This is a genomic window from Curtobacterium sp. NPDC090223 (genome assembly GCF_044746585.1).
Lineage (GTDB): Bacteria > Actinomycetota > Actinomycetes > Actinomycetales > Microbacteriaceae > Curtobacterium.
In genome coordinates, this window is the sequence record NZ_JBIVCN010000001.1 from 287110 (window position 1) to 309714 (window position 22605).

Annotated in this window: 23 protein-coding genes; 10 read left to right on the plus strand and 13 right to left on the minus strand. The window is 71.4% G+C overall.

The annotated features are described in order from the left end of the window. Positions 1-5 precede the first annotated feature (5 nt). Complete coding sequence (locus tag ACIPJY_RS01285) at positions 6-1457, minus strand: ABC transporter permease (RefSeq protein ID WP_400460412.1); 1452 nt, start codon at positions 1455-1457, stop codon at positions 6-8. Between the two features lie 175 nt (positions 1458-1632). Here ACIPJY_RS01285 and ACIPJY_RS01290 point away from each other — a divergent pair, with 175 nt between their 5' ends. Next, entirely contained in the window at positions 1633-2469 is an 837-nt protein-coding gene (locus tag ACIPJY_RS01290; RefSeq protein WP_400460410.1) for an alpha/beta fold hydrolase, read from the plus strand. On the opposite strand, the gene ACIPJY_RS01295 is transcribed toward ACIPJY_RS01290, so the two are convergent. Continuing rightward, positions 2407-3006 (minus strand): hypothetical protein, encoded by a 600-nt coding sequence (locus tag ACIPJY_RS01295; RefSeq protein WP_400460408.1) that lies wholly within the window; start codon positions 3004-3006, stop codon positions 2407-2409. The genes ACIPJY_RS01290 and ACIPJY_RS01295 overlap by 63 nt on opposite strands. Positions 3007-3046: 40 nt before the next feature. Here ACIPJY_RS01295 and ACIPJY_RS01300 point away from each other — a divergent pair, with 40 nt between their 5' ends. Then, positions 3047-3829, plus strand: coding sequence for an SDR family NAD(P)-dependent oxidoreductase (locus tag ACIPJY_RS01300; protein WP_400460407.1), 783 nt, complete (start codon positions 3047-3049; stop codon positions 3827-3829). Between the two features lie 10 nt (positions 3830-3839). Here the strand turns inward: ACIPJY_RS01300 and ACIPJY_RS01305 are convergent, their stop codons facing one another. Further along, positions 3840-4400, minus strand: coding sequence for a TetR/AcrR family transcriptional regulator (locus ACIPJY_RS01305; protein ID WP_400460405.1), 561 nt, complete (start codon positions 4398-4400; stop codon positions 3840-3842). A gap of 23 nt (positions 4401-4423) precedes the next feature. On the opposite strand from ACIPJY_RS01305, the gene ACIPJY_RS01310 reads away from it, so the two are divergent. Next, complete coding sequence (locus ACIPJY_RS01310) at positions 4424-5611, plus strand: MFS transporter (RefSeq protein WP_400460403.1); 1188 nt, start codon at positions 4424-4426, stop codon at positions 5609-5611. Next, on the plus strand, positions 5608-5829 hold the full coding sequence (locus tag ACIPJY_RS01315; RefSeq protein ID WP_400460401.1) for a hypothetical protein: 222 nt from the start codon (positions 5608-5610) through the stop codon (positions 5827-5829). The genes ACIPJY_RS01310 and ACIPJY_RS01315 overlap by 4 nt, the downstream gene beginning before the upstream one ends. Positions 5830-5861: 32 nt before the next feature. On the opposite strand, the gene ACIPJY_RS01320 is transcribed toward ACIPJY_RS01315, so the two are convergent. After that, entirely contained in the window at positions 5862-6761 is a 900-nt protein-coding gene (locus tag ACIPJY_RS01320; protein ID WP_400460399.1) for an SDR family oxidoreductase, read from the minus strand. A gap of 1 nt (position 6762) precedes the next feature. After that, on the minus strand, positions 6763-7983 hold the full coding sequence (locus ACIPJY_RS01325) for a zinc-dependent alcohol dehydrogenase (protein WP_400460397.1): 1221 nt from the start codon (positions 7981-7983) through the stop codon (positions 6763-6765). Positions 7984-8073: 90 nt separating this feature from the next. Here ACIPJY_RS01325 and ACIPJY_RS01330 point away from each other — a divergent pair, with 90 nt between their 5' ends. Then, on the plus strand, positions 8074-8406 hold the full coding sequence (locus tag ACIPJY_RS01330; RefSeq protein ID WP_400460395.1) for a DUF3140 domain-containing protein: 333 nt from the start codon (positions 8074-8076) through the stop codon (positions 8404-8406). A gap of 46 nt (positions 8407-8452) precedes the next feature. Here the strand turns inward: ACIPJY_RS01330 and ACIPJY_RS01335 are convergent, their stop codons facing one another. From ACIPJY_RS01335 to ACIPJY_RS01355, 5 genes are all read right to left on the minus strand, one after another. After that, the gene (locus ACIPJY_RS01335; protein WP_400460393.1) at positions 8453-9472 is read right to left on the minus strand and encodes a Gfo/Idh/MocA family protein; all 1020 of its coding nucleotides are present in this window, start codon (positions 9470-9472) and stop codon (positions 8453-8455) included. Between the two features lie 62 nt (positions 9473-9534). Then, positions 9535-10521, minus strand: coding sequence for a Gfo/Idh/MocA family protein (locus tag ACIPJY_RS01340; RefSeq protein WP_400460391.1), 987 nt, complete (start codon positions 10519-10521; stop codon positions 9535-9537). A 22-nt stretch (positions 10522-10543) separates the two neighbouring features. After that, complete coding sequence (locus tag ACIPJY_RS01345; RefSeq protein ID WP_400460389.1) at positions 10544-11932, minus strand: ABC transporter substrate-binding protein; 1389 nt, start codon at positions 11930-11932, stop codon at positions 10544-10546. Next, positions 11929-12867 carry a carbohydrate ABC transporter permease gene (locus tag ACIPJY_RS01350; protein WP_400460388.1) on the minus strand — a complete coding sequence of 313 codons (939 nt, stop codon included), beginning with the start codon at positions 12865-12867 and terminating at the stop codon, positions 11929-11931. Before ACIPJY_RS01350 ends, ACIPJY_RS01345 begins: the two co-directional genes overlap by 4 nt. Before the next feature lie 3 nt (positions 12868-12870). Further along, complete coding sequence (locus tag ACIPJY_RS01355) at positions 12871-13860, minus strand: carbohydrate ABC transporter permease (protein ID WP_400460386.1); 990 nt, start codon at positions 13858-13860, stop codon at positions 12871-12873. Between the two features lie 161 nt (positions 13861-14021). Here ACIPJY_RS01355 and ACIPJY_RS01360 point away from each other — a divergent pair, with 161 nt between their 5' ends. Continuing rightward, a complete protein-coding gene (locus ACIPJY_RS01360) occupies positions 14022-15329 on the plus strand; it encodes an ROK family transcriptional regulator (RefSeq protein WP_400460384.1) in 1308 nt (435 codons plus the stop codon). A gap of 41 nt (positions 15330-15370) precedes the next feature. Here the strand turns inward: ACIPJY_RS01360 and ACIPJY_RS01365 are convergent, their stop codons facing one another. Both ACIPJY_RS01365 and ACIPJY_RS01370 read right to left on the minus strand, forming a co-directional pair. Continuing rightward, complete coding sequence (locus ACIPJY_RS01365) at positions 15371-15655, minus strand: hypothetical protein (protein ID WP_400460382.1); 285 nt, start codon at positions 15653-15655, stop codon at positions 15371-15373. Positions 15656-15707: 52 nt separating this feature from the next. Then, complete coding sequence (locus ACIPJY_RS01370) at positions 15708-16676, minus strand: HD domain-containing protein (RefSeq protein WP_400460380.1); 969 nt, start codon at positions 16674-16676, stop codon at positions 15708-15710. A gap of 101 nt (positions 16677-16777) precedes the next feature. Between ACIPJY_RS01370 and ACIPJY_RS01375 the strand changes: the two genes are divergently transcribed. After that, positions 16778-17737, plus strand: coding sequence for an SDR family NAD(P)-dependent oxidoreductase (locus ACIPJY_RS01375; RefSeq protein WP_400460378.1), 960 nt, complete (start codon positions 16778-16780; stop codon positions 17735-17737). Positions 17738-17971: 234 nt separating this feature from the next. On the opposite strand, the gene ACIPJY_RS01380 is transcribed toward ACIPJY_RS01375, so the two are convergent. Continuing rightward, positions 17972-19198 (minus strand): cobalamin-independent methionine synthase II family protein, encoded by a 1227-nt coding sequence (locus ACIPJY_RS01380; RefSeq protein WP_400460377.1) that lies wholly within the window; start codon positions 19196-19198, stop codon positions 17972-17974. A gap of 408 nt (positions 19199-19606) precedes the next feature. Between ACIPJY_RS01380 and ACIPJY_RS01385 the strand changes: the two genes are divergently transcribed. From ACIPJY_RS01385 to ACIPJY_RS01395, 3 genes are read left to right on the plus strand one after another with little or no spacing between them, the layout of a single operon-like run. Next, positions 19607-19945, plus strand: coding sequence for a lactococcin 972 family bacteriocin (locus ACIPJY_RS01385; RefSeq protein WP_400460375.1), 339 nt, complete (start codon positions 19607-19609; stop codon positions 19943-19945). 21 nt (positions 19946-19966) lie between these two features. Beyond that, a complete protein-coding gene (locus ACIPJY_RS01390) occupies positions 19967-21979 on the plus strand; it encodes a hypothetical protein (protein WP_400460373.1) in 2013 nt (670 codons plus the stop codon). Further along, on the plus strand, positions 21979-22605 hold the full coding sequence (locus ACIPJY_RS01395) for an ATP-binding cassette domain-containing protein (RefSeq protein ID WP_400460371.1): 627 nt from the start codon (positions 21979-21981) through the stop codon (positions 22603-22605). The genes ACIPJY_RS01390 and ACIPJY_RS01395 overlap by 1 nt, the downstream gene beginning before the upstream one ends.

A 22605-nucleotide genomic window follows, 5' to 3' on the forward strand; every position in this document is an offset into this window, starting at 1 on the left:
TGTGCTCACGCGACGCTCCGCAGGGCCGCCGCCGGACGCAGCCGGGATGCGCGCCATCCGCCGAAGGCACCGGCGAGCAGGCCGCCGAGGACGGACAGGCCCACGGCGACGAGGACGATCCCCGCTGTGACCGGGATCTGCAGGACGATGTCGCTCGCCACGCTGGACGAGGCCGCTGCGCCCGGCCCGCCGGCACCGCCGCCGGCCGTGGTGGAGCCGGTGGAGAGCGTCGGGGCGATGACGTTGACGACGATGATCCCGACGATCCCCACCGCCGCACCGATCGCGCCGCCGATGAGCCCGGTCACCATCGACTCCCCGGCGACCTGCCGGACGATCCGGCCGTTCGACCAGCCGATCGCCTTCAGCGTCCCGAACTCTCGCGTCCGTCGGGTCACGCCCGACACGGTGAACAGGATCGCGATCGCGAACGCCGCGGCGAGTACGAGCAGGGACAGCCAGGTGCCGAGGTTCGACAGCAGGTTCGACACCGTCCCCAGCGATCCGGAGATGCTCGACGCGAGGTCGGCCTGCGTGGAGACCGTCGCCTTCGGCAGGGCCTTCTCGATGGCGGCCTTGACGGTGCTGACGTCGGACGCCGAGGTCGCGGCGACCGAGATGTCGCTGATCTTCCCGGTCAGCCCGGAGAGCGCCTGGGCGGTGTCGAGCGGGATGTAGGTGTCGGTCGCGGTGGCGGAGTCCGACGAGGTCGACGCCACGATGCCGACGACGCTGAACGTGGTGCCGCCGATGTCGAGCGTGTCACCCACGCCGAGGTCGGCGCCGGTCGCGTAGGTGCTGTCGAGCACGACCACGTCCTTGCCGTCGTCGCTCGCCGTCAGGTACCGGCCGCTCGAGAGTTCGGTCGAGGACATCGGTCCGACCGTCGTCGCCCCGGGGGAGACACCGGTCACGGTGAAGGAGTCGAGGCTGAACGAGCTGGCGCCGGTACCGGACCCGGACCCGGAGTCGGACGTCGACGGCGCCGCGGTCGAGCCCGAGGAAGGCACTGCCGTCGAGCCGGACGTCGGCGCCGCGCCGATCGACCCGGAGAACGAACTGTTCTGCAGTGACAGCGTCGCGGTCGCCGCGCTGACCCCGTCGATCGCCTCGACCTCGGTCAGCGCACTCGAGCTGTACGTCGCGGAGCCCATCGCGGCCGAGAGCGTGCTCTTCGCCACGCTCGTGTCGCCGCTGGTGTCGTCGGTCGACCCGTCACCGGATCCGAAGTCGAACTGCTGGGGGCCGCCGGAGCCGGCAGATGCCGTCTGGGTGACGGTGATGTCGGTCCCCACGCCGTAGACGGACTCGAGTGCGGTGGACTGGGCCTTCGCGACGCCGGCGGAGAACCCGCTGACGACGATGACGAGCGCGATCGCCAGGGCCATGCCCAGCGCGATCACGACGCTCTGCTTCTTCCTGTTGACGAGTTCTCGTCGGAGGTACGCGAGGAACATCTGGACTCCCGGTTCGGACGGTCGGCGGATGGCCGACGCTACGAACGGGGACGGGCAGTGACCCGGCAGCATCCGGAGGAGCGTCTAAGAGCGAGCGAGCGGGTGATGGCGGTCTGGAGGCCCGGGTCGGGCCCGACCCGTGCCTCCCGTCCGGTCGATGGCTAGGTTCAGGGCCATGGATGCAGCGCAGCAGACCGTCACCACACCCGATGGCACCGCGATCGCGGTGACCCGACGCCACGGCGGCGGCCCGGCCGTCGTGTTCCTGCACGCCGGCGTGGCCGACCGCCGGTCCTGGGACGCCGTCGCGGCGCTCCTCGACGCCGACGACCTCGACCTCGTCGCGTACGACCGTCGCGGGTTCGGCGAGACGTCCGCGGCCGCCGACCCGGCCTCGTTCACGCACGCCGGAGACCTGCTCGCGGTCCTCGACGCGCTCGGACTCGACCGGGTGTTCCTGGTCGGGAACTCGATGGGCGGCGCGCTCGCACTCGATGCCGCATTGCTCCTGCCCGAGCGCGTCTCCGGGCTGCTGCTCATCGGCGCCGGGGTGTCCGGCATGACCGACGAGGACACGCCGTTCGACTGGGAGCTCGACCCCGCGACCGAGCCGTTGCTGGACCGGGCCGAGGACCCCTCCGCCGACGTCGACGCGCGGATCGCCGCGCTCGCGCACCTCTGGCTGGACGGCCCCGCGGCGCCCGAGGGGCGTGTGGGTGGGCCGGCGAGGACGCTGTTCGCGGACATGAACCGGCGGATCCTCGAGGTCGACGCGCCCGACTCCGCCGGGGACGACGGCATCGAGGCCTGGACCCGCCTCGGCGAGGTGACGGTGCCGGTGACCTGCACGTGGGGCGACCTCGACATCCCCGCCGACCTGCCGTTCTACGCGGAGATCGCGCGGCGGCTCGGCCAGGGTCCCGCCCGGGTGCTCCCCGGCGTGGCGCACCTACCGGGACTCGAGCAGCCCGACCTCGTCGCGGACCTGGTGCGGGAGACGCTGCCGCGCTGACACGGCGACGATCCACGCCGCTGCGCCGAACGCCACCGCCTCGGCCACCGCGGGGACCGCGTCCGTCCAGGTCATGGTCATCAGGGCGACGCCCGTCGGTCGCAGTGGGAAGAGGAAGAACGGGCCGATCTCCCACGCTGCCGTGGCGACGACGACGACGGCCCCCGCGCTCCGCAGCCCGCCGGTCTCCTTGCCGACCACCGTGAGCGCCCAGGCGAAGAGGACCACGGCCACGAGGGCCTGGACCACCACGGTGAACACGGTGAAGGGGAACCACATCCGCGTGACCGACGAGGTGAGCAGGTCTGCGGTGACGACCACGGCGAGCACCACGGCGCGCGGATCGCGCCAGCGGAGAGCGCCGCCGAGCGCGGACGCCACGGCTCCGAGCGTGGCGACGACCGGGGTCACCCCGGCGAGGACGAACACGAAGCCGACGACCGGGAAGAAGCGCAGCCCGACCAGCAGGACCTGCACGACCACGCCGGCGACCAGCAGACCCACACCCCAGCGCACCCGACGTCCCCCGATGTCCATGCGGTCACGGTAGCAGCGGCGCGGCCGTAGGGTCGGGTGCGTGACTGTGACGATCGCGGGCTGTGGCGACCTCGGCATCGAGACCGGACTCCGGTTCGCGGCATCGGGACAGCGGGTGGTCGGGTTGCGGACTCGTGCCGGACTCGTGCCGGCGCCGATCGAGGGCCGTGCCGCCGACCTCCGGCGTGCCGTCCCGACGATCGACGCGGACACCGCGGTGCTGGTCGTGGCGCTCGCTGCCGGGTCCAGGGACGTCGACGAGTACCGGGCGACCTACGTCGACGGGCTCCGGAACGTGCTCGACGGCGTCGACGCGTCCGGGGCGTCGCCGCGGGTCCTGCTCGTCTCGTCCACCTCGGCGACCGGCGGGACGGCCACCGGCGACGTGCTGCTCGAGGCGGAGGCGCTGCTGCGGTCCCGGGTGACGGACGCGGCCGTCGTGCGGATGTCCGGCATCTACGGACCCGGCCGTACGCGACTCGTCGACCAGGTGCGCACGGGGGTCGTCTCCGACGGCGCGCGGATGACGAACCGGATCCACCGCGACGACGCCGCGGCCGCGCTCGTGCACCTGGCGGCACTGGACGACCTGCCGCCGTTCGTGATCGGCACCGACGACGAACCCGTCCGGCTCGGGGAGGTGCACCGGTTCCTCGCCGCGTCCCTCGGGGTGTCGCTCGAGGTCGTGCCGGAGCCCGGGTCGGGTGGTGGGGTGCGACAGTCGAACGACGTGCTGCGGTCGACGGGTTTCACGTTCACGTACCCGACGTACCGCGAGGGGTACCGCGCGGTCCTCGCGGGCGAGGGCACCCGCCACCCCTGAGCGTCGCGGGTCAGGCGGCGTCGATGACCGCCGTGGCGACGCGGCGGGCGACCGCCGTGTCGTACCCCGGGTCGCGGAGCCGCATCGCGAGCGTGCCGGACACGACGAGCGTCAGTTGCTCGCCGACGTCCGCCGCGCGCCGGCCGACGACCGGCTCGGCCAGTGCGGTGAGCCGTGTCCGCAGCCCGGACGACTCGGTGTCGAGCACCGCGCGGATCTCGGCGGGCGCGTGCGCGTACTCGGACGCGGTCCCGAGGAACGCGCACCACCGGGACGCGTCGGAGCGGGCGCGGAAGGCGTCCAGCGCGTCGAAGACGGCCAGCAGGCGGTCACGCGGGTCGCTCCGGCGCTCGACCGCGGCCGTCCAGGTGTCGTCCCAGTCCCGGTGCCGGCGCGCGAGGGTCGCCGCGACGAGCGACTCCTTGCTGGCGTACCCGCGGTAGAGCGTCGCCGAGGAGACCCCGGCGCGCTCGAGGACCTGGTCCACGGAGGTCGCCGCGATGCCGTGGGCGAAGAAGAGCTCCTCCGCGGCGTCGAGCAGCTTCTGCTCCGTTCCTGAACGCATGGCCATGCCAGCACCCTAGACTCCGAAAAGTGAAACGACCGTTTTTGTTCTCTGTTTCGGGGACCGCGCTCATCGCCGTGACCTACGGCCTCGTCCGCCTGGCCTACGGCCTGGTGCTGCCGGACGTGCAGGCGGAGCTGCACCTCGGCGCGACGGGGGCCGGGTGGATCTCCGCCGGCGCCTCGGTGCTCTACTGCCTCGGCGCCGTGGTCGGCTTCCTGCTGGCGTCGCGGTACCCGCGCTCGCTCGTGGTGCTCGCTGCGGCCACGGCGGGCACCGGGTCGGCCGGTGTGGCTGCGAGCGGGACCAGCGCCGTGTTCGGGGCCGCGGCGGTGCTCGCGTCCGCGGGTGCCGGGCTCGCCTCGCCCGCGCTCGTGCGCCTCGTCGCCCGGAACGTGCGGAGCGGTGCCGTCGCGCGGACGCAGACGATCGTGAACGCGGGGACCGGGCCGGGACTCGTCGTGGCCGGGGTGCTCGCGCTCCTGCTGCTGCCGGACTGGCGTGCTGCGTGGGTGATCAGCGCGGTGTGCGCGTTCGCGGCCGGGGCGGCGGTGCTGTGGGCGGACCACGCGCCGGGCGGGCACGCCGACGCCGACGAGCAGCGCGTGGCGCTGCCGTCGCGGTCCTGGTGGCGGCGACACGGCGCGCTGCTCGCCGGCGCGCTCCTGCTCGGGGCGGGCTCGGCCGCGACGTGGAACTCCGGCCGTGCGGTGCTCGTCGCGAGCGGCGCGGACCGGGACGCCTCGGTCCTGGCGTGGGTCGCTCTCGGCCTCGGCGGTGCCGCCGTGACAGCGACCGGGCGCTGGACCGACGCACGCTCGCCCCGGAGTGCCTGGACGATCACGGTGCTGGCGGTCGCGATCGGCACGGTCGCGCTCGGGCTCGCGCCGTCCGTGCTGCCGGTGGCCCTCGTCGCCTGCCTGGTCTTCGGATGGGGCTACACCGCGGGGACCGGGGCCCTGATCGCCTGGACGAGCGACCTCGACCCGGCGCACGCGCCGTCCGGGACTTCGATGCTGTTCGTCACCCTCGTCCTCGGACAGGCCGTCGGTGCGGCGGCCGCGGGTGCCGTCGTCGACGTGTCCGGGTACGCCGTCGCGTTCGTGCTCGCGGCGGTCGTCGTGGCCGTCGGTGCGGTCGTCCCGGTGCTCGGCTCGCGACCCGCAGGCCGCTCGCACCGAACGCCACGGGTGGTACGGCAGGATGGTCTCCCGTGAGCGGACAACCCCAGCAGCCGAAGTGGCGGACCACCTGGTCCACGATCCAGGTCGGCGTGCTCTCCGCGGCGGTCGTCACGTGCATCGTGCTGCTCGTCGTCGGCGACCGCACCCTCGCCCGGGTGTGGGCGGTCGCGCTCGTGTTCTTCGGGATCGCGCTCCTCGGGCACATCGCGTTCCTGCTGTACACCCGGCACACGGAACGCGACCGGCCCTGAACCAGGACCGGCCGCGCTCGGGTGTGGGCGGGTCAGGGTGTGACCATGCCGCCGTTCACGTTGAGCGTTTCGCCGGCCACGAAGCTCGACTCCTGCGACGCCAGGAACACGTACGCCGGTGCGAGTTCGGCGGGCTGCCCGGCTCGGCCCATCGGCGACTCGCTGCTGCCGAACTCGGGCAGTGACTCGGGGTCGACGCCGCTCGTGACCTGCAGCACCGACCAGGTCGGTCCCGGTGCGACGACGTTGACGCGGATGCCGCGCTCGACGAGCAGCTGCGACAGCCCCTTCGAGAAGTTGTTGATCGCGCCCTTGGTCGCCGCGTAGTCGAGCCGGTCCGGCGCCGGTTTGTAGGCCTCCATCGACACGGTCGTGGTGATGGTCGCCCCGGGCTGCAGGTGCGGCAGCGCCGCCTTGACCAGGCGGAACAGCGCGAACACGTTGACGTCGAAGGTGGCCTCGAACTGCTCGTCGGTGATGTCGAGCAGGTCGGGCTGCCACACCTGCTTGCCGGCCACGCTGACCAGCGCGTCGATCCCGCCCAGGCCGGCCACGGCCTCCTGGACGAGCCGGCCCGCGTACTCGCGGTCCCGCAGGTCGCCCGGGATCGCGACGGCGGTGCGCCCCGCCGCGCGGATCTGCTCGATGACGTGGTCGGCGTCGGACTGCTCCTCCGGCAGGTAGGCGAGGGCCACGTCGGCGCCCTCACGGGCGAAGGCGATCGCGACGGCACCGCCGATGCCGGAATCGGCGCCGGTGATGAGCGCCTTGCGGCCGGCCAGCCGGCCGGTGCCTCGGTAGCTGGACTCGCCGAGGTCCGGGACCGGCGTCATCTCGGACTGGAGGCCCGGCTCGGCCTGCGTCTGTGGCTCCGGGCTGACGTTCGGGTAGCGCGACCGCGGGTCACCGAACTCGTACTGATCGGTGGGCATGTCAGTTGGCCTCCAGTTCGACCTTGATCCAGCCCGGCTCACGCCGGTCGAACGCCTGGTAGGCGTCGATGGCGGAACCGATGGGCTCGTGTTCGGTGATGAGTGCCGTCGGGTCGAACTGCCCGGCGGCGACCATGTCGATGAGCGGTGGCGTCACCGAGTGGTGGTCGCAGTTGCCCATCCGGATGGTCAGGTTCTTGTTCATGGCCTCGCCGATGGGGTACGACTGCGCGGTCGGGCCGTACACGCCGATGATCCCGATGCGGCCGTACTTGGCGACCGAGGCGACTGCCCACTGCGCGACCTGCGACGGCCCGTCGCCGGGCTTCCACTGCTGTGCGTCGCCGAAGCCCTCGGGACGTGCGTCCGGGGCGACCTGACGGACCTCGGCGTCGAACTGTGCCGCCTGGTCGTCGGAGACCGCTGCCGGGCCCCGCTTCGGCCGCTCGGCGTCCACGCCGACGGCGTCGATGACGGCGTCCGCGCCGATGCCGTTCGTCAGGTCCATGATCGCCTGCACCGGGTCCTCGCGGTTGTAGTCCACGATCTCGCAGTTCTGGGCGAGCGCCGCTGCCAGCCGGGTCTCCTCGCCGTCCACGACGATCACGCGGCCGGCGCCCTGCTTGAAGGCCGACGCCGCGGCGAACTGCCCGACGATGCCCGCACCGAACACCACGACGACGTCACCGCGCGTGACTCCGGCGAGCTCCGCGCCGAACCAGCCGGTCGGGAAGATGTCGGACAGCAGGATGGCCTGCTCGTCGCTGACGTTCTCCGGCAGCGGGTGCATCGTGTTCTGCGCCCACGGCACGCGCACGTACTCGGCCTGCAGCCCGTTCACCGGGCCGGTGGACTCCGGACCGCCGAAGAAGCTCGTGCCCGCCTGCGGCCCGTTCGGGTTGGCGACGTCGCACTGCGCGGTCTTGCCCATCCGGCAGTATCGGCAGGCGCCGCACGAGATGGTCGAGTTGATGACGACCCGGTCGCCGGCACTGAAGCCGCGGACCGCGTCGCCGACCTCGGTCACGACGCCGACGGCCTCGTGGCCGAGGATCGTGCCCTGCTGCATCGGGGCCATCGTGCCGCGCACGAAGTGCAGGTCGGTGCCGCAGATCGCCGAGCGCGTGATCTGGACGATCGCGTCGTGGGGGTCCTGGATGGTGGGCTCGGGCACCTCGTCCAACCGGATGTCTCCGATCCCGTGCCAGACCACTGCGCGCATGTCGTTCCTCTCGTCGCTGCTGTCGTTCGACGACCAGCGAACGCGATCGCACCTCCGAACACGTCCAGCGACGGCGGCGATCCTGGCGGCATGAGTGACGACGAGCAGCAGGTACGGAAGGACTTCCGCGCCGCGGTCAACATGACCGCGTCCGAGCTCCGGAAGTGGTTGGACACGGACGAGTCGAAGCGCGTCGGGCAGAAGTCCGGTGGCAGCTCCGAGTCGACGGGGCACGAGAGCGGACGGCACATCGTCCGGATCCTCGAGAAGCACCAGGCCGACTACACGGACGCGGACTACGCGCACATGCGGAAGGTGGTGGGGTACGTGGCGCGACACTCGGAGCAGCGCCCGCACGGCGACGTGCACGACACCCCGTGGCGGTACTCGCTCATGAACTGGGGCAACGACCCCGAGCAGTGAGGAGTGCCCCCGGCGTCGCGACGACGTCGGGGGCACTGCACGGTGGTCAGGCGGTGACGGGGTCGACCTGCAGGACCGTGGCGATGCTCCCCGAACGCGCACCCTCGTAGGCGGCGAGGATCATGCCGAGCACCGCGATGCCCTCACGCTCGGAGTGGATCGGTCGGGTCCCGTCCCGCAGGCAAGCACCGAACGCGCCGATCTCCGCCGCGAAGGTGTCCACGTCCGCGTAGGTCACGGTCTCGCTGGTGCCGTCGAGCAGGTCCCAGCGGAGCGTGGTGCCGTCGCTCGTCAGGGACCCGAGTTCGCCGACCGCGCTGAACCGCTCGGTGCCGGCCGCGGGTTCGTACGCCCAGCTGGTCACGAGCTGGCCGACCGCGCCGTTGTCGAAGCGGAACAGCGCCTGCGCGGAGTCCTCGCCCTCCATGAACCCCAGCCGGTGCGTCGAGAGCATCGCGGTCGCCTGCACCGGGACGCCCCCGGCGAGGTGCATCATCAGGTAGCTCGGGTGGTACCCGGTGTCGATGAGCTCGCCGCCGCCGCTCTGCGACGCGTGGGCACGCCACCCCATGTTCGACGGGTCGAAGTCGTTCCGGAAGCTGTCCGTGGTGCGGACCTCGTACACGGTGCCGAGGACGCCGGAGTCGATGAGCTCCTTGGCCTTCGCGACCGCCGGCATGAACAGCTGGTTGTGCGCGCACATCAGCGTGACGCCCGCCTCGGCGACGGCGGCCTGGACGTCGCGGGCCTCGTCCGGGGTGAGGCAGAGCGGCTTCTCGCAGAGCACGTGCTTGCCGGCCTGCGCGGCGGCGACGATGGCATCGCGGTGCAGGTGGTGGGGCAGGCAGATGTCGACGGCGTCGATGTCGGCGCGCTCGAGCATCTCGCGGTAGTCGGTGAAGAACGGGACGCCGAGCTCCTCGCCGCGCGCCGCAGCAGTGGCCTCGAAGGCGTCCGCGACGGCCGTGATGCGGATCAGGTCCTGGTGCTGGGCGTACCCGTTGATGTGGACGGTGGCGATCCCGCCGCCGCCGATCAGTCCGACGCGGATGGTGTCGGTGGACATGGTGACTCCTGTTGGTGCTGGGGGCGTACTGGTGGTCGGTCGTGCGGTACGGACGCGGAGCGTCAGGCGGCGACGGGGGTCCGTGCGGCCTCGTTCGCGGCGACGACGAGCCTCGTGAGCTCGACGGCGCGTGCGATGTTGTCGTCGGCGCGTGTGCCGGCGGTGATGTGGTCCACCCACCGGCCGAAGGCGTCCTGCGCGTCCTCGGGGACCGGGATGGTGACCGGCTCGTCGCCGTAGGCCGACCCGCCGGCGGTGAGCCGGGCCTCCAGGTCGGTGAACGAGAGCCACCCCGCGGTCCCGGCCACGTCGATCGTGAACGGGGTGCCCGCGACGAACCCGGCCTCGACGATGCCGATGGCCTGGGACGGGTAGCCGACGGTGACGACGGCGTGGTCCTCGACGGCGCGGCCGGTGACCGAGCGGTACACGGCCTGCACGGTGTCCGGACGCGCGCCGAGGAACAGCTGCGTCAGGTAGACGGGGTGGCAGCCGAGGTCGGTGAGCGCGCCGCCGATCGCGGTCGACGGGTCGAAGAAGCGCTCCGGCAGCCACGGCCGGACGGCGCCGTCGTGGGAGAGCCGGACGCGGGCGTGGTTGACCTCGCCGAGGCGACCCGACGAGATCTCGTCGAGGATCGCCTGCGTGTACCCGTGGTACAGGCGGGGGAGGGACACGACGAGCCGAACGCCGGCGGCGTCGCAGGTGGCGACGATCTCCTCGCACTCCTCCACGGTCGGGGCGAGGAGCTTCTCGGTGAACACGTGCTTGCCGGCGCGGGCGGCGCGGGTGATGACGTCGCGGTGCACGTCGGTCGAGGTCGTGATCGTGACCGCGTCGACGTCGTCGCGGGCGAGCAGCGCGTCGAGGTCGTCGGTGAACTCGACGCCGAACTGTTCCGCGCCAGCACGGCCTCGGGCGACGTCGTCGTCCCACACGGCGACGAGTTCGGTGCCGGGGTGTTCGACGGTCTGGCGGGCGTAGTCGCCGGCGTGCACGTGCCAGAAGCCGAGGACGGCGACGCGGATCGGTGTGGTGGAGCTGGGCATGGTTGCCTTTCGCGGTCCTGGGCTAGACCCGGACCTTGTCGTAGTCCTTGGGCAGGGTGAACGGGCAGTAGGTCTGCATCATCGGGTCGACGCGCGCCTGGGCACGCTCGACCGCTTCCTGGGGGCCGGCGGTGCCGAGGAGCACGCTGGAGCGCGCGTCCGCGAGGGAGTCCCACCAGGCGCCACCGACGGGCAGCGGCGGCCGACAGGTTGAGGTCGGCATGGCCTGGACGAAGTACTCGATCGACTTCGCCGAGCCCTTCGGGTCCTTCAGCGCGGCGATGTTCGACGGCACCGTCGTCGCCGGCGGCATGTAGATCTCCTGGCCGCGCTTGCTCGTGTAGTACTTCATGAACTCCCACACGGCGCGGTTCTTCTTCGACCCCTTCGGCAGGCACAGCGCGAAGCCGCCGGACCACGTGTACGGGTCGTCGCCCTGCTCCATGGTGGGCAGGTAGGTGACGCCCCACTCGAGGCCCTTCACGTAGTTGTCGAAGGTCTGGATGGTCGACGGGACGCTCACCATGAACGCCAGGCGGTTGTTCTGGAACGACGTCTGCGCTGGCGGGTGGCCGGTCGGCTCGTAGGTCGCCTGGAAGGTGTCGGTGGCCTTGTAGTCCAGGCGCTTGGCCCAGTCCTCGTAGAACTCGAAGATCTTGCGGACCTTCGGGTCGTTCATGGTCATGCCGCACTGCTGCTGGTCGAAGTACGTCGCGCCGAAGCCGAGGCCCCACGTGAAGGGCCAGCCCTCGCCGTACCAGGGGATGAAGCCCATGTGGGTGTAGTCGGCGCCGTCCTTCTTCGACAGCTGGTCGTTCAGCTCGGCCATCCGGGCCATCGTGACCGGGCCGTTCTGCTTCCAGTCGAACTCGTCCTGGTCGATGCCGGCGTCGCGGAGCATCTTCCGGTTCACGAAGAGCCCGCGGGCGTCGGTGTCGAAGGGCAGGCCGTAGGTGTTGCCCTGGTAGGTGAGCTCCCCGACGGTGAAGCCGAGCCAGTCGGCGAGGAACTCCTCCTTGCTCTTGTCCTCGAACTCCTCGATCAGCTCGTCGATCGGTTCGATGAGCCCGATCGCGGCGTACTGCGCCGCGCTGAACCGGTCGAGCAGCCACAGGTCGGGGGCGGTGCCGCCGCGGACGGCCGTGATGACGCTCGTCGCGTCGCCGGTGCCCTGCGAGGGGACCTGGTTCACGTTGACCTTGATGTCCGGGTGCAGCGTGTTGAAGTCCTTGATCATCTTGGTCTGGTACGGCACGAAGGTGCCGGTGACGCCCCACAGGGAGACCGTGTTCGGGTCGCTCCTGGCACCGGAGCCCGCGGCGCACGACGCGGCGAGGAGTGCGAGGGCCCCGGCGCCACCGGCGGCTGCGGCGCTCCGGATGAACGTGCGGCGGTCGAATGCGTTGCTCACTTGAAGCTCCCGATCTGGATGCCCTTGAGGAAGGTCCGCTGGAAGAAGAAGAACAGGATCACGAGCGGCAGGATGATCAGGACCGACGCCGCCATCAGCTGGTTGAACTGGAAGTCCCCGGCGTTGTTGAGCCGGAACACCTGCAGACCGATCGACAGCGTCTGCACGCTCTGGTCCTGCAGGTAGATCAGCGGCCCGAGGAAGTCGTTCCACGCGCCGACCGCGGCGAAGATGCCGACCGTGACCAGCGCCGCGCGGGCCTGCGGGAACACGATCCGCCAGAGGATCCGCCACTCCGACGCCCCGTCCATGCGGGCGGCGTCGAGCAGGTCCTTCGGGATCTGCAGCAGGAACTGGCGGAGCAGGAACACGTAGAACGCGGACCCGAACAGGCTCGGTACGACGAGCGGCAGGAACGTGTTGATCCAGCCGAGCCGGGCGTACAGGTCGAACATCGGGATGAGCGTCACCGGGAACGGGATGAACAGCGTCGCCAGGACGACGTAGAACAACCGGTCACGGCCGCGCCACTGGATGCACGAGAACCCGTACGCGATGACCAGGTTCGACACCATCGAGAACACCGTCACGAGCACCGTGATGATGAGCGTGTTCCGGAAGAACGTGAAGAACGGCATCGCGTTCACGGCGTCCGCGAAGTTCGACCAGTCCAGCCACTTCGGGAACCAGGTGGGCGGGAAGGCCCCGAGCTCCGCGTTGCCCTTCAGCGCGGAGATGATCATCCAGTAGATCGGGATGAGGAACAGCAGGCTCATCGCGATGAGCACCACGCGGGCCCCGATCGAGGACCACGGGGACCGGATCGACCCGTCGGCGTTGCGGGAGCGCTCGCCCTTCCGCCCGGCACGGCCCGCCGGCCGGACCGTCTCCAGCGACGAGGTCACCGTCTCGTCCTTCGTTGCGTGCAGCGTCATGGCCTACTCCCCGCTCACGTCGTAGTTCACGAACCGCTTGGACAGCCAGTACACGAGCCCGGAGAGGAGCATGCCGGCGAGGAACAGCAGGACCGCCATCGCGCTCGCGAACCCGAGCTGCGCGTAGCTGAACGCGTTCTTGTAGAGGTAGAGCATGTAGAACAACGTCCCGTTGTCCGGCGACCCGAGGCCGCCGGTCCCGGACGAGATGACGTACGCCTCGGTGAACACCTGCAGGCCGTTGCTGATCCCCGTGATCAGGTTGAACAGGATCGCCGGGGAGATCAGCGGCAGCGTCAGCGCGAAGAACTGGCGCACCGGACCAGCACCGTCCACGCGGGCTGCCTCGTACAGGGTCTTCGGGATGCCCCGCATACCGGCGAGGAACACCAGCGCCGCGTTGCCGGCACCCATCTGCGCCAGCGCCACGATGACGAGCTTCGCCGTCGTCGGGTCACCGAGCAGGTTCGTCGCCGGGACCCCGACGAGCTTCAGCGCCTGGTTCACGATGCCGGTCTGCGGGTTCACCAGCACCACGAAGATGAACGCCAGCGCGAACGTCGGGATGAGTGACGGGATGTACAGCGCCGTCCGGTACCAGCTGATCTCCTTGACGTCCTGGTTCATCGCCAGGGCGATCACGATCGCGACCACGATCCCCACCGGCACGGCGATCACCGCGTAGAACAGCGTGTTCTCGACCGCGGTGTGCACCAGCGGGTCGATCACCGCGGCCACGTAGTTGCCGAAGCCGACGAAGGTCGCGGCGTTCATGCCCGAGTAGCGGGTGAGACTGATCACGAACGAGTAGATCAACGGGTACGCGATGAACACGAGCACGCCGACGATCCAGGGGGAGATGAACGCGATCCCGATGCGGAGTCGTCGTTTCTCCGCTGCGGTCCAGGGGTGTTTCTTCCCCGCGCGTCGACCGGTGCTGCCGGTCGAGGTCGCGGGTCGCACTGCGGTGGCCGGGCGAGCGGTCGTCGTCACGGGCGTCCCTTCGGATTCCCCTCGGCCACCTCACTGTGACCGCGGGCGCCGCCACGTCGGTGTGGCCGCTGACGAGTGTTCAATCCAATTGATTGACAAATTCGCTTGGTCAGTGATGCTAGGGAGCATGACCGGAACTCGTCAAGCAGCAACGCCCTGAGATGTCTGCAGGGCAGAACCACTCGTCCGTCGGCGCGCACAACCGCGCCGTGGTGCTCGACATCGTGCGCCGGAGCGGGCCCGTCACCCGGACCGACCTCCGTGACCGGACCGGCCTCACGGCGCAGACCGTCTCGAACATCGCCGCGCGCCTGGTCGCCGACGGGCTCCTCCGCGAGGACGGCCGCGCGCTGTCCCTCGACCCGGACGGCCGCTTCGGGATCGGCATCCACCTCGACCCCGCCCAGGTGACGGTCGTGCTCGTCGACCTCGCCGGCGGACTGGTCGCACCCCGTGCCGCGAGCGGCGCGGGCCGGCCCCTCGCCGGCGGACTGGTCGCACCCCGCGCCCCGAGCGGCGCGGGCCGGCCCCGCGGCGCCGACGCCGATCACACGAGGGTGGCCGAACACCGCCTCGGCGCCGCCGACATCGACGACCCCGCCGCCACCATCGACGCCATGGCCGCCGCCGTCGAGGACCTGCTGGCCCGCACCGACCGCACCAGGGTCGCCGGCATCGGCGTCGCCGTCCCCGGACCGATCCAGCCGGACGGCAGCGCCCTCGGCCGCCCCGCACAGCTCACCGCGTGGTCCGGTGTCCCGATCGCCGCAGAACTCACCACCCGCACCGGCCTGCCCGTGCTCGTCGAGAAGGACGTCGTCGCCAGCGCGCTCGCCGAGTGGTGGACCGCCCCGAGCGCCGACGACCTGGTGTCCGTCTACCTCGGGCACGGCGTCGGCGCCGGCATCGTCACCGGCGGCGAGGTCGTCCGCGGCAGCACCGGCAACGCGGGCGAGTTCGGCGGGATGCCCGTGCACGCGCACGGACGCTGGACCGAACTCTGGGAAGCCTGCCAGCCCCTCCAGCAGGTGCGACGAGCCGTCGCGGCCGGACTGCTCGACCCGGTGCCGGACGACAGCCCTGCCGCCGTCCGCACGGCCTTCGAACGCCTCTGCGCCACCCCGGCAGCGCGCCCGCTCCTGGCCGAGGCCGGCACCGCCCTCGGCTCGGCACTCGCCCACGTCGTGGAACTCCTCGACGTCCCACGCGTCGTCATCGGCGGGAGCGCGGCGCTCGCCGGAGGGCATGCCCTGCTCGACGCGCTGGGCGCGCGGCTCGCCGAGCGGCTGCCCGCCGAGGCCGTCCCGTCGGTGGAGTTCACCACCCTGGGAGAGGACGTGGTCGCCCGCGGCGCGGCGTGCGCGGTGCTCGGGAACGAGCCGGCCGTGTCGGCGCCGGTCCCGCGGACGGTGCGGATGGTCCGGACGGGAGGCCCGGCTCGGCCCCGCGACATCGCCCACCCCTGGTAGGCGCTCGCCTCCGGCTCACGCGGCAGCGGCGCGCGCTCGTGTCACTCGGCTGCGATGCGCAGCAGCAGCGGTCCGAGCAGCCCGATCACCCAGACCGCGACGAGTGCGGCTGCGCCGACGGCGAGCATCCGCCGCTTCCAGCGGCGTCGGGGCGTCGGCGGGGTCTCGCCCCACATCTGGGTGCGCACCAGGATCCGGTTCGCCTCACCGACGAGCTTGCGGATGTCGGGGTCGTCGAGCTCGAGCCGGCCTTCCCGGGCGTGCTCCGCGATCGCGGTGGCCTCCTCCAGCGAGAGACCGTCGCTCGTGCCGTCACGACCTGTCATGGCGCCATCGTCCCACGCCGCGGGGTCCGTCGGCCGGGACTGCGGCGGGTGGTCAGATCGGGGTCCGCTCGACCGTCAGGTGCAGCGGCACGCCCCGCTGCAGCGCCGCGACGTCCGCGCTCGTGATCGGGGCACCGTCGACCGTCGGCAGGTCGAGGTACGTCCGTCGGAGGACGTGCGCGAGCGCATCGGCCGAGACCTCGGACGTGCCGTCGACGAGCGTCCAGTGCTCCGGGTGGCGTCGGAGCTCCCGGGCGGTGGCGGCGGTGCCCGGCTCGGCGAGGAGCGCGGACCACAGCTCGTCGTCCGTCGTCGCGGCGAGGGCCTCGGGGGTCAGGGCGCGCACCTCGAGCGCGCGCGCGACCAGGGACCGCAGGACGACCACGGGGACGATGTTCGCGGCGGAGCGCTGCGCCCGCGCTTCCCGCACGGCGAGCTCCACGATGGTCCCGGCGGTCTCGCGGTCGGTGTCCACCGTGCCGTCGACCAACCGGAGCCGTCGGAGCAGGACGTCGGGCGGCACCGTCGTCCGGCCGTGCGCCTGGCCGCTGCGCACGAACGAGTCGAGGTGGTCGAGCTTCAGCCCGCCGGCGCGCGGGGTCAGCGGCGACGGCAGGGAACCGTCGTCGGTGGCGATCACGTCCTCGGGATCGATGCCGCCGGCGCGCAGCAGGTCGCCGAGTCCGCGGACCGCCGTGCGACCGAGCGTGTGGTGGTCCAGGCCGCCGAGTCCCTCGAGCGTGTGGCTGAACGGCAGGTGTCCGACGTCGTGGAGCAGCCCCGTCACCCGGGCGAGGTCGTCCGCCGGGGCGAAGTGCGCGACGAGCGCCAGGACGCCGAGCGAGTGCTCCAGTCGCGTGTACGTCTGCGTGGTGGTGATCGACGCGGCGCCGGCGTGGGCGACGAACGCGAGCCGCCGGACCGGCCACGTGCCGAGCAGCCGCCGTTCCAGCGGGGTCAGCCGCACCTCGATGCGCCACAGCGGGTCGAACCACACCCCGTCGATCCCCAGCGTGTCCACCGCGTCGCCGTGCACATGACCTCCTCGTCGTCGTCCACCACACGCTACCGGGGGACGCGGCGCACGGGTGGACGCCAGCGGCGATGGCGTACCACGGGCACATGGCACATCGTTTCCGCGGACAGGTCGTCGTCGTCACCGGGGCATCCAGCGGCATCGGACGCGCCGCCGCCCACGAGTTCGCCCGGCAGGGCGCCACGCTGGTGCTCGCCGCCCGGAGCCACGAGAGTCTCGAGGCCGCGGCCGCCGAGTGCCGTGCCCTCGGCGCCGAGGCGATCGCGATCCCGACCGACGTCGCCGAGGAGCACCAGGTCGAGGACCTCGTCGCGACGGTCACCAGCCGGTTCGGGCACATCGACGTCTTCGTCGGCAACGCCGCGCTGTTCGTCTACGGCCTGTTCGAGCAGACGCCGACCCAGGCGTTCAAGCGCGTCGTGGACACGAACCTCTACGGCCACCTCAACGCGATCACGTACCTGCTGCCGCACTGGCGACAGCGCGGACGCGGCACGTACGTCCTGGTCGGGAGCATCCAGTCGCTGCTCTCCGCGCCGTACCAGTCCGCCTACGTCACGAGCAAGCACGCGGCGCTCGGGCTGGTCGACGTCCTCGGCGACGAGTTCGCGCACACCGGGATCCACTTCACCACGCTGATGCCGTCGACGATCGACACGCCGATCTACCAGAACGGCGCCAACTACACCGGCAAGAACTCGCACCCGCTGCCGCCGACCGTCTCCGTCCAGCGTGCCGGCAAGGCGGTCGTGACGGCGGCGCTGCACCCGAAGCGCTACCGCTTCGTCGGGCGCATCCAGGCGTCGCTCGTCCCGCTGCAGTACGTGTTCCCCGGCCTGTTCCACATGATCACGAAGCCGATGGTGGAGACGTTCGCGCTGCGCGGGAAGCAGGCGCCGACCGACGGGAACCTCTACGAGCCCGCCGACGCCGGCAACGCGACCGACGGCGGCTGGGTCGCGAAGCGGCGGCGCGTCACGCGCCCGCTGCTCTGGATCGGTGCCGCCGCCGCGGTGGCGACCGTGGCCATCGGCCGGCGCCGCTGACGGACGGCTGGCGCCGGTGACGGACGGCTGGTACCGCTGACGGACGGCTGGCGCCGCTGACGGACGGCTGGCGCCGCTGACGGACGGGAGGCCCGGTGCCAGCTGGCACCGGGCCTCCAGTCCGGGTCGTGGCCGCGCCCCACACATCGCGAGACGCCCCCGTCCAGCCGAGACGCCGCGCGGTTCGGCGGCGTCTCGCCGAGAGGGCGGCGTTCCGCCGCTTCGGCGGTGCCGCTAGAAGAGCTTCGCGGAGGCGCGACGCGCGCCCTCGCCGAGCGTCTCCAGCTTCGCCGCGGCGATCTGCGGGTGGACGCGGCCGCCGAGGCCGCAGTCCGTGCCCGCGATGACGCGCTCGCGCCCGACGACCGAGGCGAAGCGCTCGATGCGCTGCGCGACCAGGTCGGGGTGCTCGACGACGTTCGTGGCGTGACCGACGACACCCGGCACGATGACCTTGCCGTCGGGGAGCGTGACGTCCTGCCAGACGGTCCACTCGTGCTCGTGGCGGGCGTTGGCGGCCTCGAACGAGTACGCGCCGGCGTCGATGTCGAGCATCAGGTCGACGATGTGGCGGAGCTCGATGTCGGTCGTGTGCGGGCCGTGCCACGAGCCCCAGCAGAGGTGGAAGCGCACGCGGGACGTGTCCAGCCCCTTGAGGGCGTGGTTCAGCGCCTCGACGCGGATCCGGGTGAAGGCGCGGTAGTCCTCGACGCTCGGCTCCGGGTTGATCTGGTCCCAGTTCTCGGCGATCGACGGATCGTCGATCTGCAGGACCAGGCCCGCGTCGAGGATGGTCTCGTACTCCTCGCGCAGGGCGTCGGCCCATGCCCAGATGTGCTCTTCGTCGGTCGCGTAGTACTCGTTCGCGACGCGGGCGGCCGAGCCGGGGGAGAGCGCGGTGATGAAGCCGTTGTCGGCGCCGGCGGCCTCGACCGCGTGCCGCAGGTTCGCGGCGTCGGCGGCCGCGGCCGCGTGGCCGGTGTACGTGATCGGGCCGGTCGTCGTCGGGAATGCAGTCGCGTTCTTGCCGGTGCCGATGCCGGACTCGGGGTCGGTGTAGGCCTCGCGGAAGATCGTCCAGTCGCGGCGGTCCGGGAAGCTGGTGAGCTGCACGTTCCCAGGAGTCGAGCGGACCGGCTGCTGCGTGAAGATGTTCGCGTCCGTCAGGCTCAGGCCGCTGACGCGCTGGAACGAGTAGCCCCACCACGCGCCGTAGTCGACGGCGTTCGACATGGCCTTGCCGAACTCGCCGTCCCCGGGTTGCGTGATGCCGAGGCGGGTCTGGCGGGCGACGACGTCGTCGACGGCCTTGCTCGTGAGCTCCCGGACCTCGTCGGTGGTCTCGAGGGTGAAGCCGTCGGCGGCGAGAGGCCGTGCGGCGTTGGCGGCGATGAGCTCCGGCGTGCGGGGGAGCGAGCCGGCCGTGGTGGCCTGGACGTGGTCGGTGTTCTCGAAGGACATGCGGGTGCCTTTGCAGATCGGAGGGACGGTGTCTGCGCGCGAGGCTTCGCGGTGCGCTGCTCGTCCCAGCGTGCCACGCGGGGTCTCGCGCGGCCGAGTTCCGTTACGGGAAGCGTCCGCGGGGCGGGCGGGGCGGGCCGGGCGGGTCCGGGCCCGGTCCGGTCCCGGCCCGGTTCGGTTCGGCCCGGTTTGTAGGACTTGTTCGACACGGCGGGCGTCGTTCGACTTCTGCGGTGTCGAACGATGCGCACGCACTCGGTTCTCGTGCATGTTTCGACACGGCAGGCGTCGTTCGACTTCTGCGGTGTCGAACCTTGCCGGCACGTCGAACAGCGGGCTTGCGGTCAGCCGCTGATGTCTGACATGTTGGACTCTGGCTGGCCACCGTGCCAGGGGATGGGGAGACGGATGAAGAAGACGACGGGCATCGTCGCGGGCGCGGTCCTGACGCTGGGGCTGATCGCGGGTGCAGCGACATCGGCGGCAGCGGAGTCGCTCGAAGGGGGCGTGACGATCGAGAACGGTCAGCAGAGCAGCATCGGCGTCACGATCGGCGGGAGCTTCTGGCAGTGGGGCGTCGACACGAGGGACGTGTGGTCGAACTACTTCCACGAGAACCAGTGCCACGGTGCGACGGCGGTCGGGAAGAAGACCGTCCGTGTCACGAACGTCCGCGGCGGGTCGTACGCGAAGGCGGTCGCGCCGAAGAAGTCCAGCGGGAACCAGGCGTTCTGGCATCGCTGCTGACGAGATCGGGAGGGTTCCGCCGTGGTACCTCGTACGATCCGCGCTGCGTACGCCGTCGCGCCGCTCGTGGCGTGCGTGATCGCGTTCCTCGGACTCTTCCAAGCTGATCAGGGCGGCGTCCTCGGGGCGTCGACGTCGATCACGGCGGTCGGTCGCGCCGGTTCCGACAACAACGCGCGGCTGGCATCCTCCCTCGAGGATGCTGCAGACGAGACCGGCGGCACCATCGTCCGGGAAGTCGCCGACCGGTCGAGTCCGTCCACGAAACGGACGCTGCTCGTCACCGGCGCGTCCGGATCCCTCGGCGCGCACTGGCTCGAGCGCGGCTACCCGGACTTCACACGCTCGATGAGCACACTGGTCCGGCCGATGTCCGACCTCGACCAGTACGACGCGTCCGCCGAGTACCAGGTGTTCGGTCGGCAGAACGTGGCGACGTCGTTCGGAACGACACTCCGAGAAGCAGGGTTCGAGGTGACGTCGGCGGCGATGCCCTCGACGCTCGAGCGCACGATCGGCGACGGGACCAGCGACCTCGCTGGGCTGGTGGTGATCGTGTCACTCGGGTGCGCCGTCCTCTGTTTGGTCTCAACGGCGGGTGCACCTCGACGGTTCGCAGTCCGGCGCGTGGCTGGCCGTGGCCACCTGGCGGCCCTGTCCCTCGATCTGAACGCGGCGGGGTGGTCCGTGGGGACGGCAGGGGCACTGGTCATGCCGATCGGCAGTCTGCTCGCCGTGTACAACGGGCTTGCACGGTCGGCGGACTTCGCCCTCGTCAGTGCCGTGGCGTGGGGGATGCTCCTCATGCCGATCCTGTTCGCGCACGTCGTCGGGGGCGCGATCGCATGCCGAGTGCCCGCTGCGATCGCGATCCGCGGTCGGCGGCCGGCTCGGTCCGCCTTCGTGCTCACGGTGCTGGCGCGGGTACCGGCGACCGTGCTGGTCGTGACGACGTGCTTCGACCTGGTCGGGAGCGCTGCAGTCGTCCGAGCGGGCGATGCCGAGCGTGAACTCCGCGCTGCTGGGGACAGCGTGCAGCTCTGGGTGACCGGGGAATTGCGCCCTGAGCGGAACACCCAGGCGTACTGGGACCGGCTCGGGGCGTTCTCGGGTGCCGGGTTGACGGATGGCGACGCGCTCCTCGCAGCGGTCGGCGAGCTCACCGCGTCCGACGGAGAGCCGATCCCCGCACTGTACGTCGATGCGGGCTACCTCCGGCGCCATGTCGTGACCGCCATCGACGGAACACGGGTCGACGCCGGAGACCACCCGGTGGTCTGGGTCCCGGCCACGAGGAGTCCAGATCGGGAGCGGATCGTCGACGAGGTCCGGCGCTGGTCACTCGACCGCGTCTCCGACGACGTCGAGTCCGGCATCCTGGCATCTGGCGTCGATGTGTACACGTACCCCGATGACGGCAGCATCGCTGCCTGGCTCCGCGATCCGGTGGTCGTCGTCGTGCCAGATCCACGAGCAGCGTTCTCCGAGGACCAGCTCGGTTCATGGCTCTCAACCGGCGACGTGGTCTTCGCCTCCGAAGGGCGAGCTCGTACCGCGCTCCGCTCCGCTGGCCTCACTGCAGAGATCAGCGCGGTCGTCGGCGTCGGGCAGGAAGCCGCCGAGCGTGCGCGCGCTGCGCGGGTGTCGGAACGCATCGACGCCGGGGTCTCGGCGACGACGTTGCTCACCGCGGCCGTGCTCGCCGTGCTCGCCGCGGTGGTCCACCGACGGCGACGAGGGCAAGCGGTGTTCGTGCGCTTCGCCTCCGGCTGGTCGTGGTGGCGCGCGAACCGGGCGCTGCTCGTCGGAGAGCTCGCCTTCCTCGTGACCGCCGTGGTGGTGACGGCCCGCGAACTCTGGGATCGGGGAATCGGTCGCAGCGGCCTGGACCCCACGACCGATCCGGCAGCGATGAGTGCGCCGTCGGCCGTGCCGGTCGCCATCACCGCAGCCTTGGTCATCGCCCTCGTCAGTACGTGGGCCCTGTCCTGGACAGCCCGTCGAGCCGTCCGAACGCACGGAAGCGAGACCTGATGATCGAGCTCGAACAGTCCAGCAAGTGCCGCGGGACCCGCATCCTCTGGGAGCGTCTGTCGCTCCGCATCGGACCAGGGGAGATGGTCGCGTTGACCGGGCCGAGCGGATCGGGGAAGTCGACGTTGCTCGACTGCATCGGACGGATCGACGAGTTCGACGGTGGAACGCTCCGGATCGACGGCGTGACCGCAGGACGTGCTGGAGTCGACCGTCGGCTGCGGCGCGACGTGCTCGGGTACCTGTTCCAGAACTACGGGCTCATCGAAGACGCCACCGTCCACGAGAACCTCGACGTCGTCCACGCGGGCGCGCGACGACGGCGCTCGCAGAACGACGCGGCGCTCGAGCGGGTCGGACTCCGGGGCCGCGGCGGTGCTCGCGTCCACGAGCTCAGCGGCGGCGAGCAGCAGCGGGTGGCGCTGGCTCGGCTCATCGTGAAGGAGCCGACCGTGATCCTCGCGGACGAGCCGACCGGTGCGCTCGACGACGACAATGCCGCGGTCGTGCTCGGCGTGCTGCGCGAGTTCGCTGCCCAGGGGAGCGCGGTGCTCGTCGCGACCCACTCCGACGCGGTGCGGGCGACCTGCGATCGAGCGTTCGCGCTGCAGGGAGTCGTCAGCTGA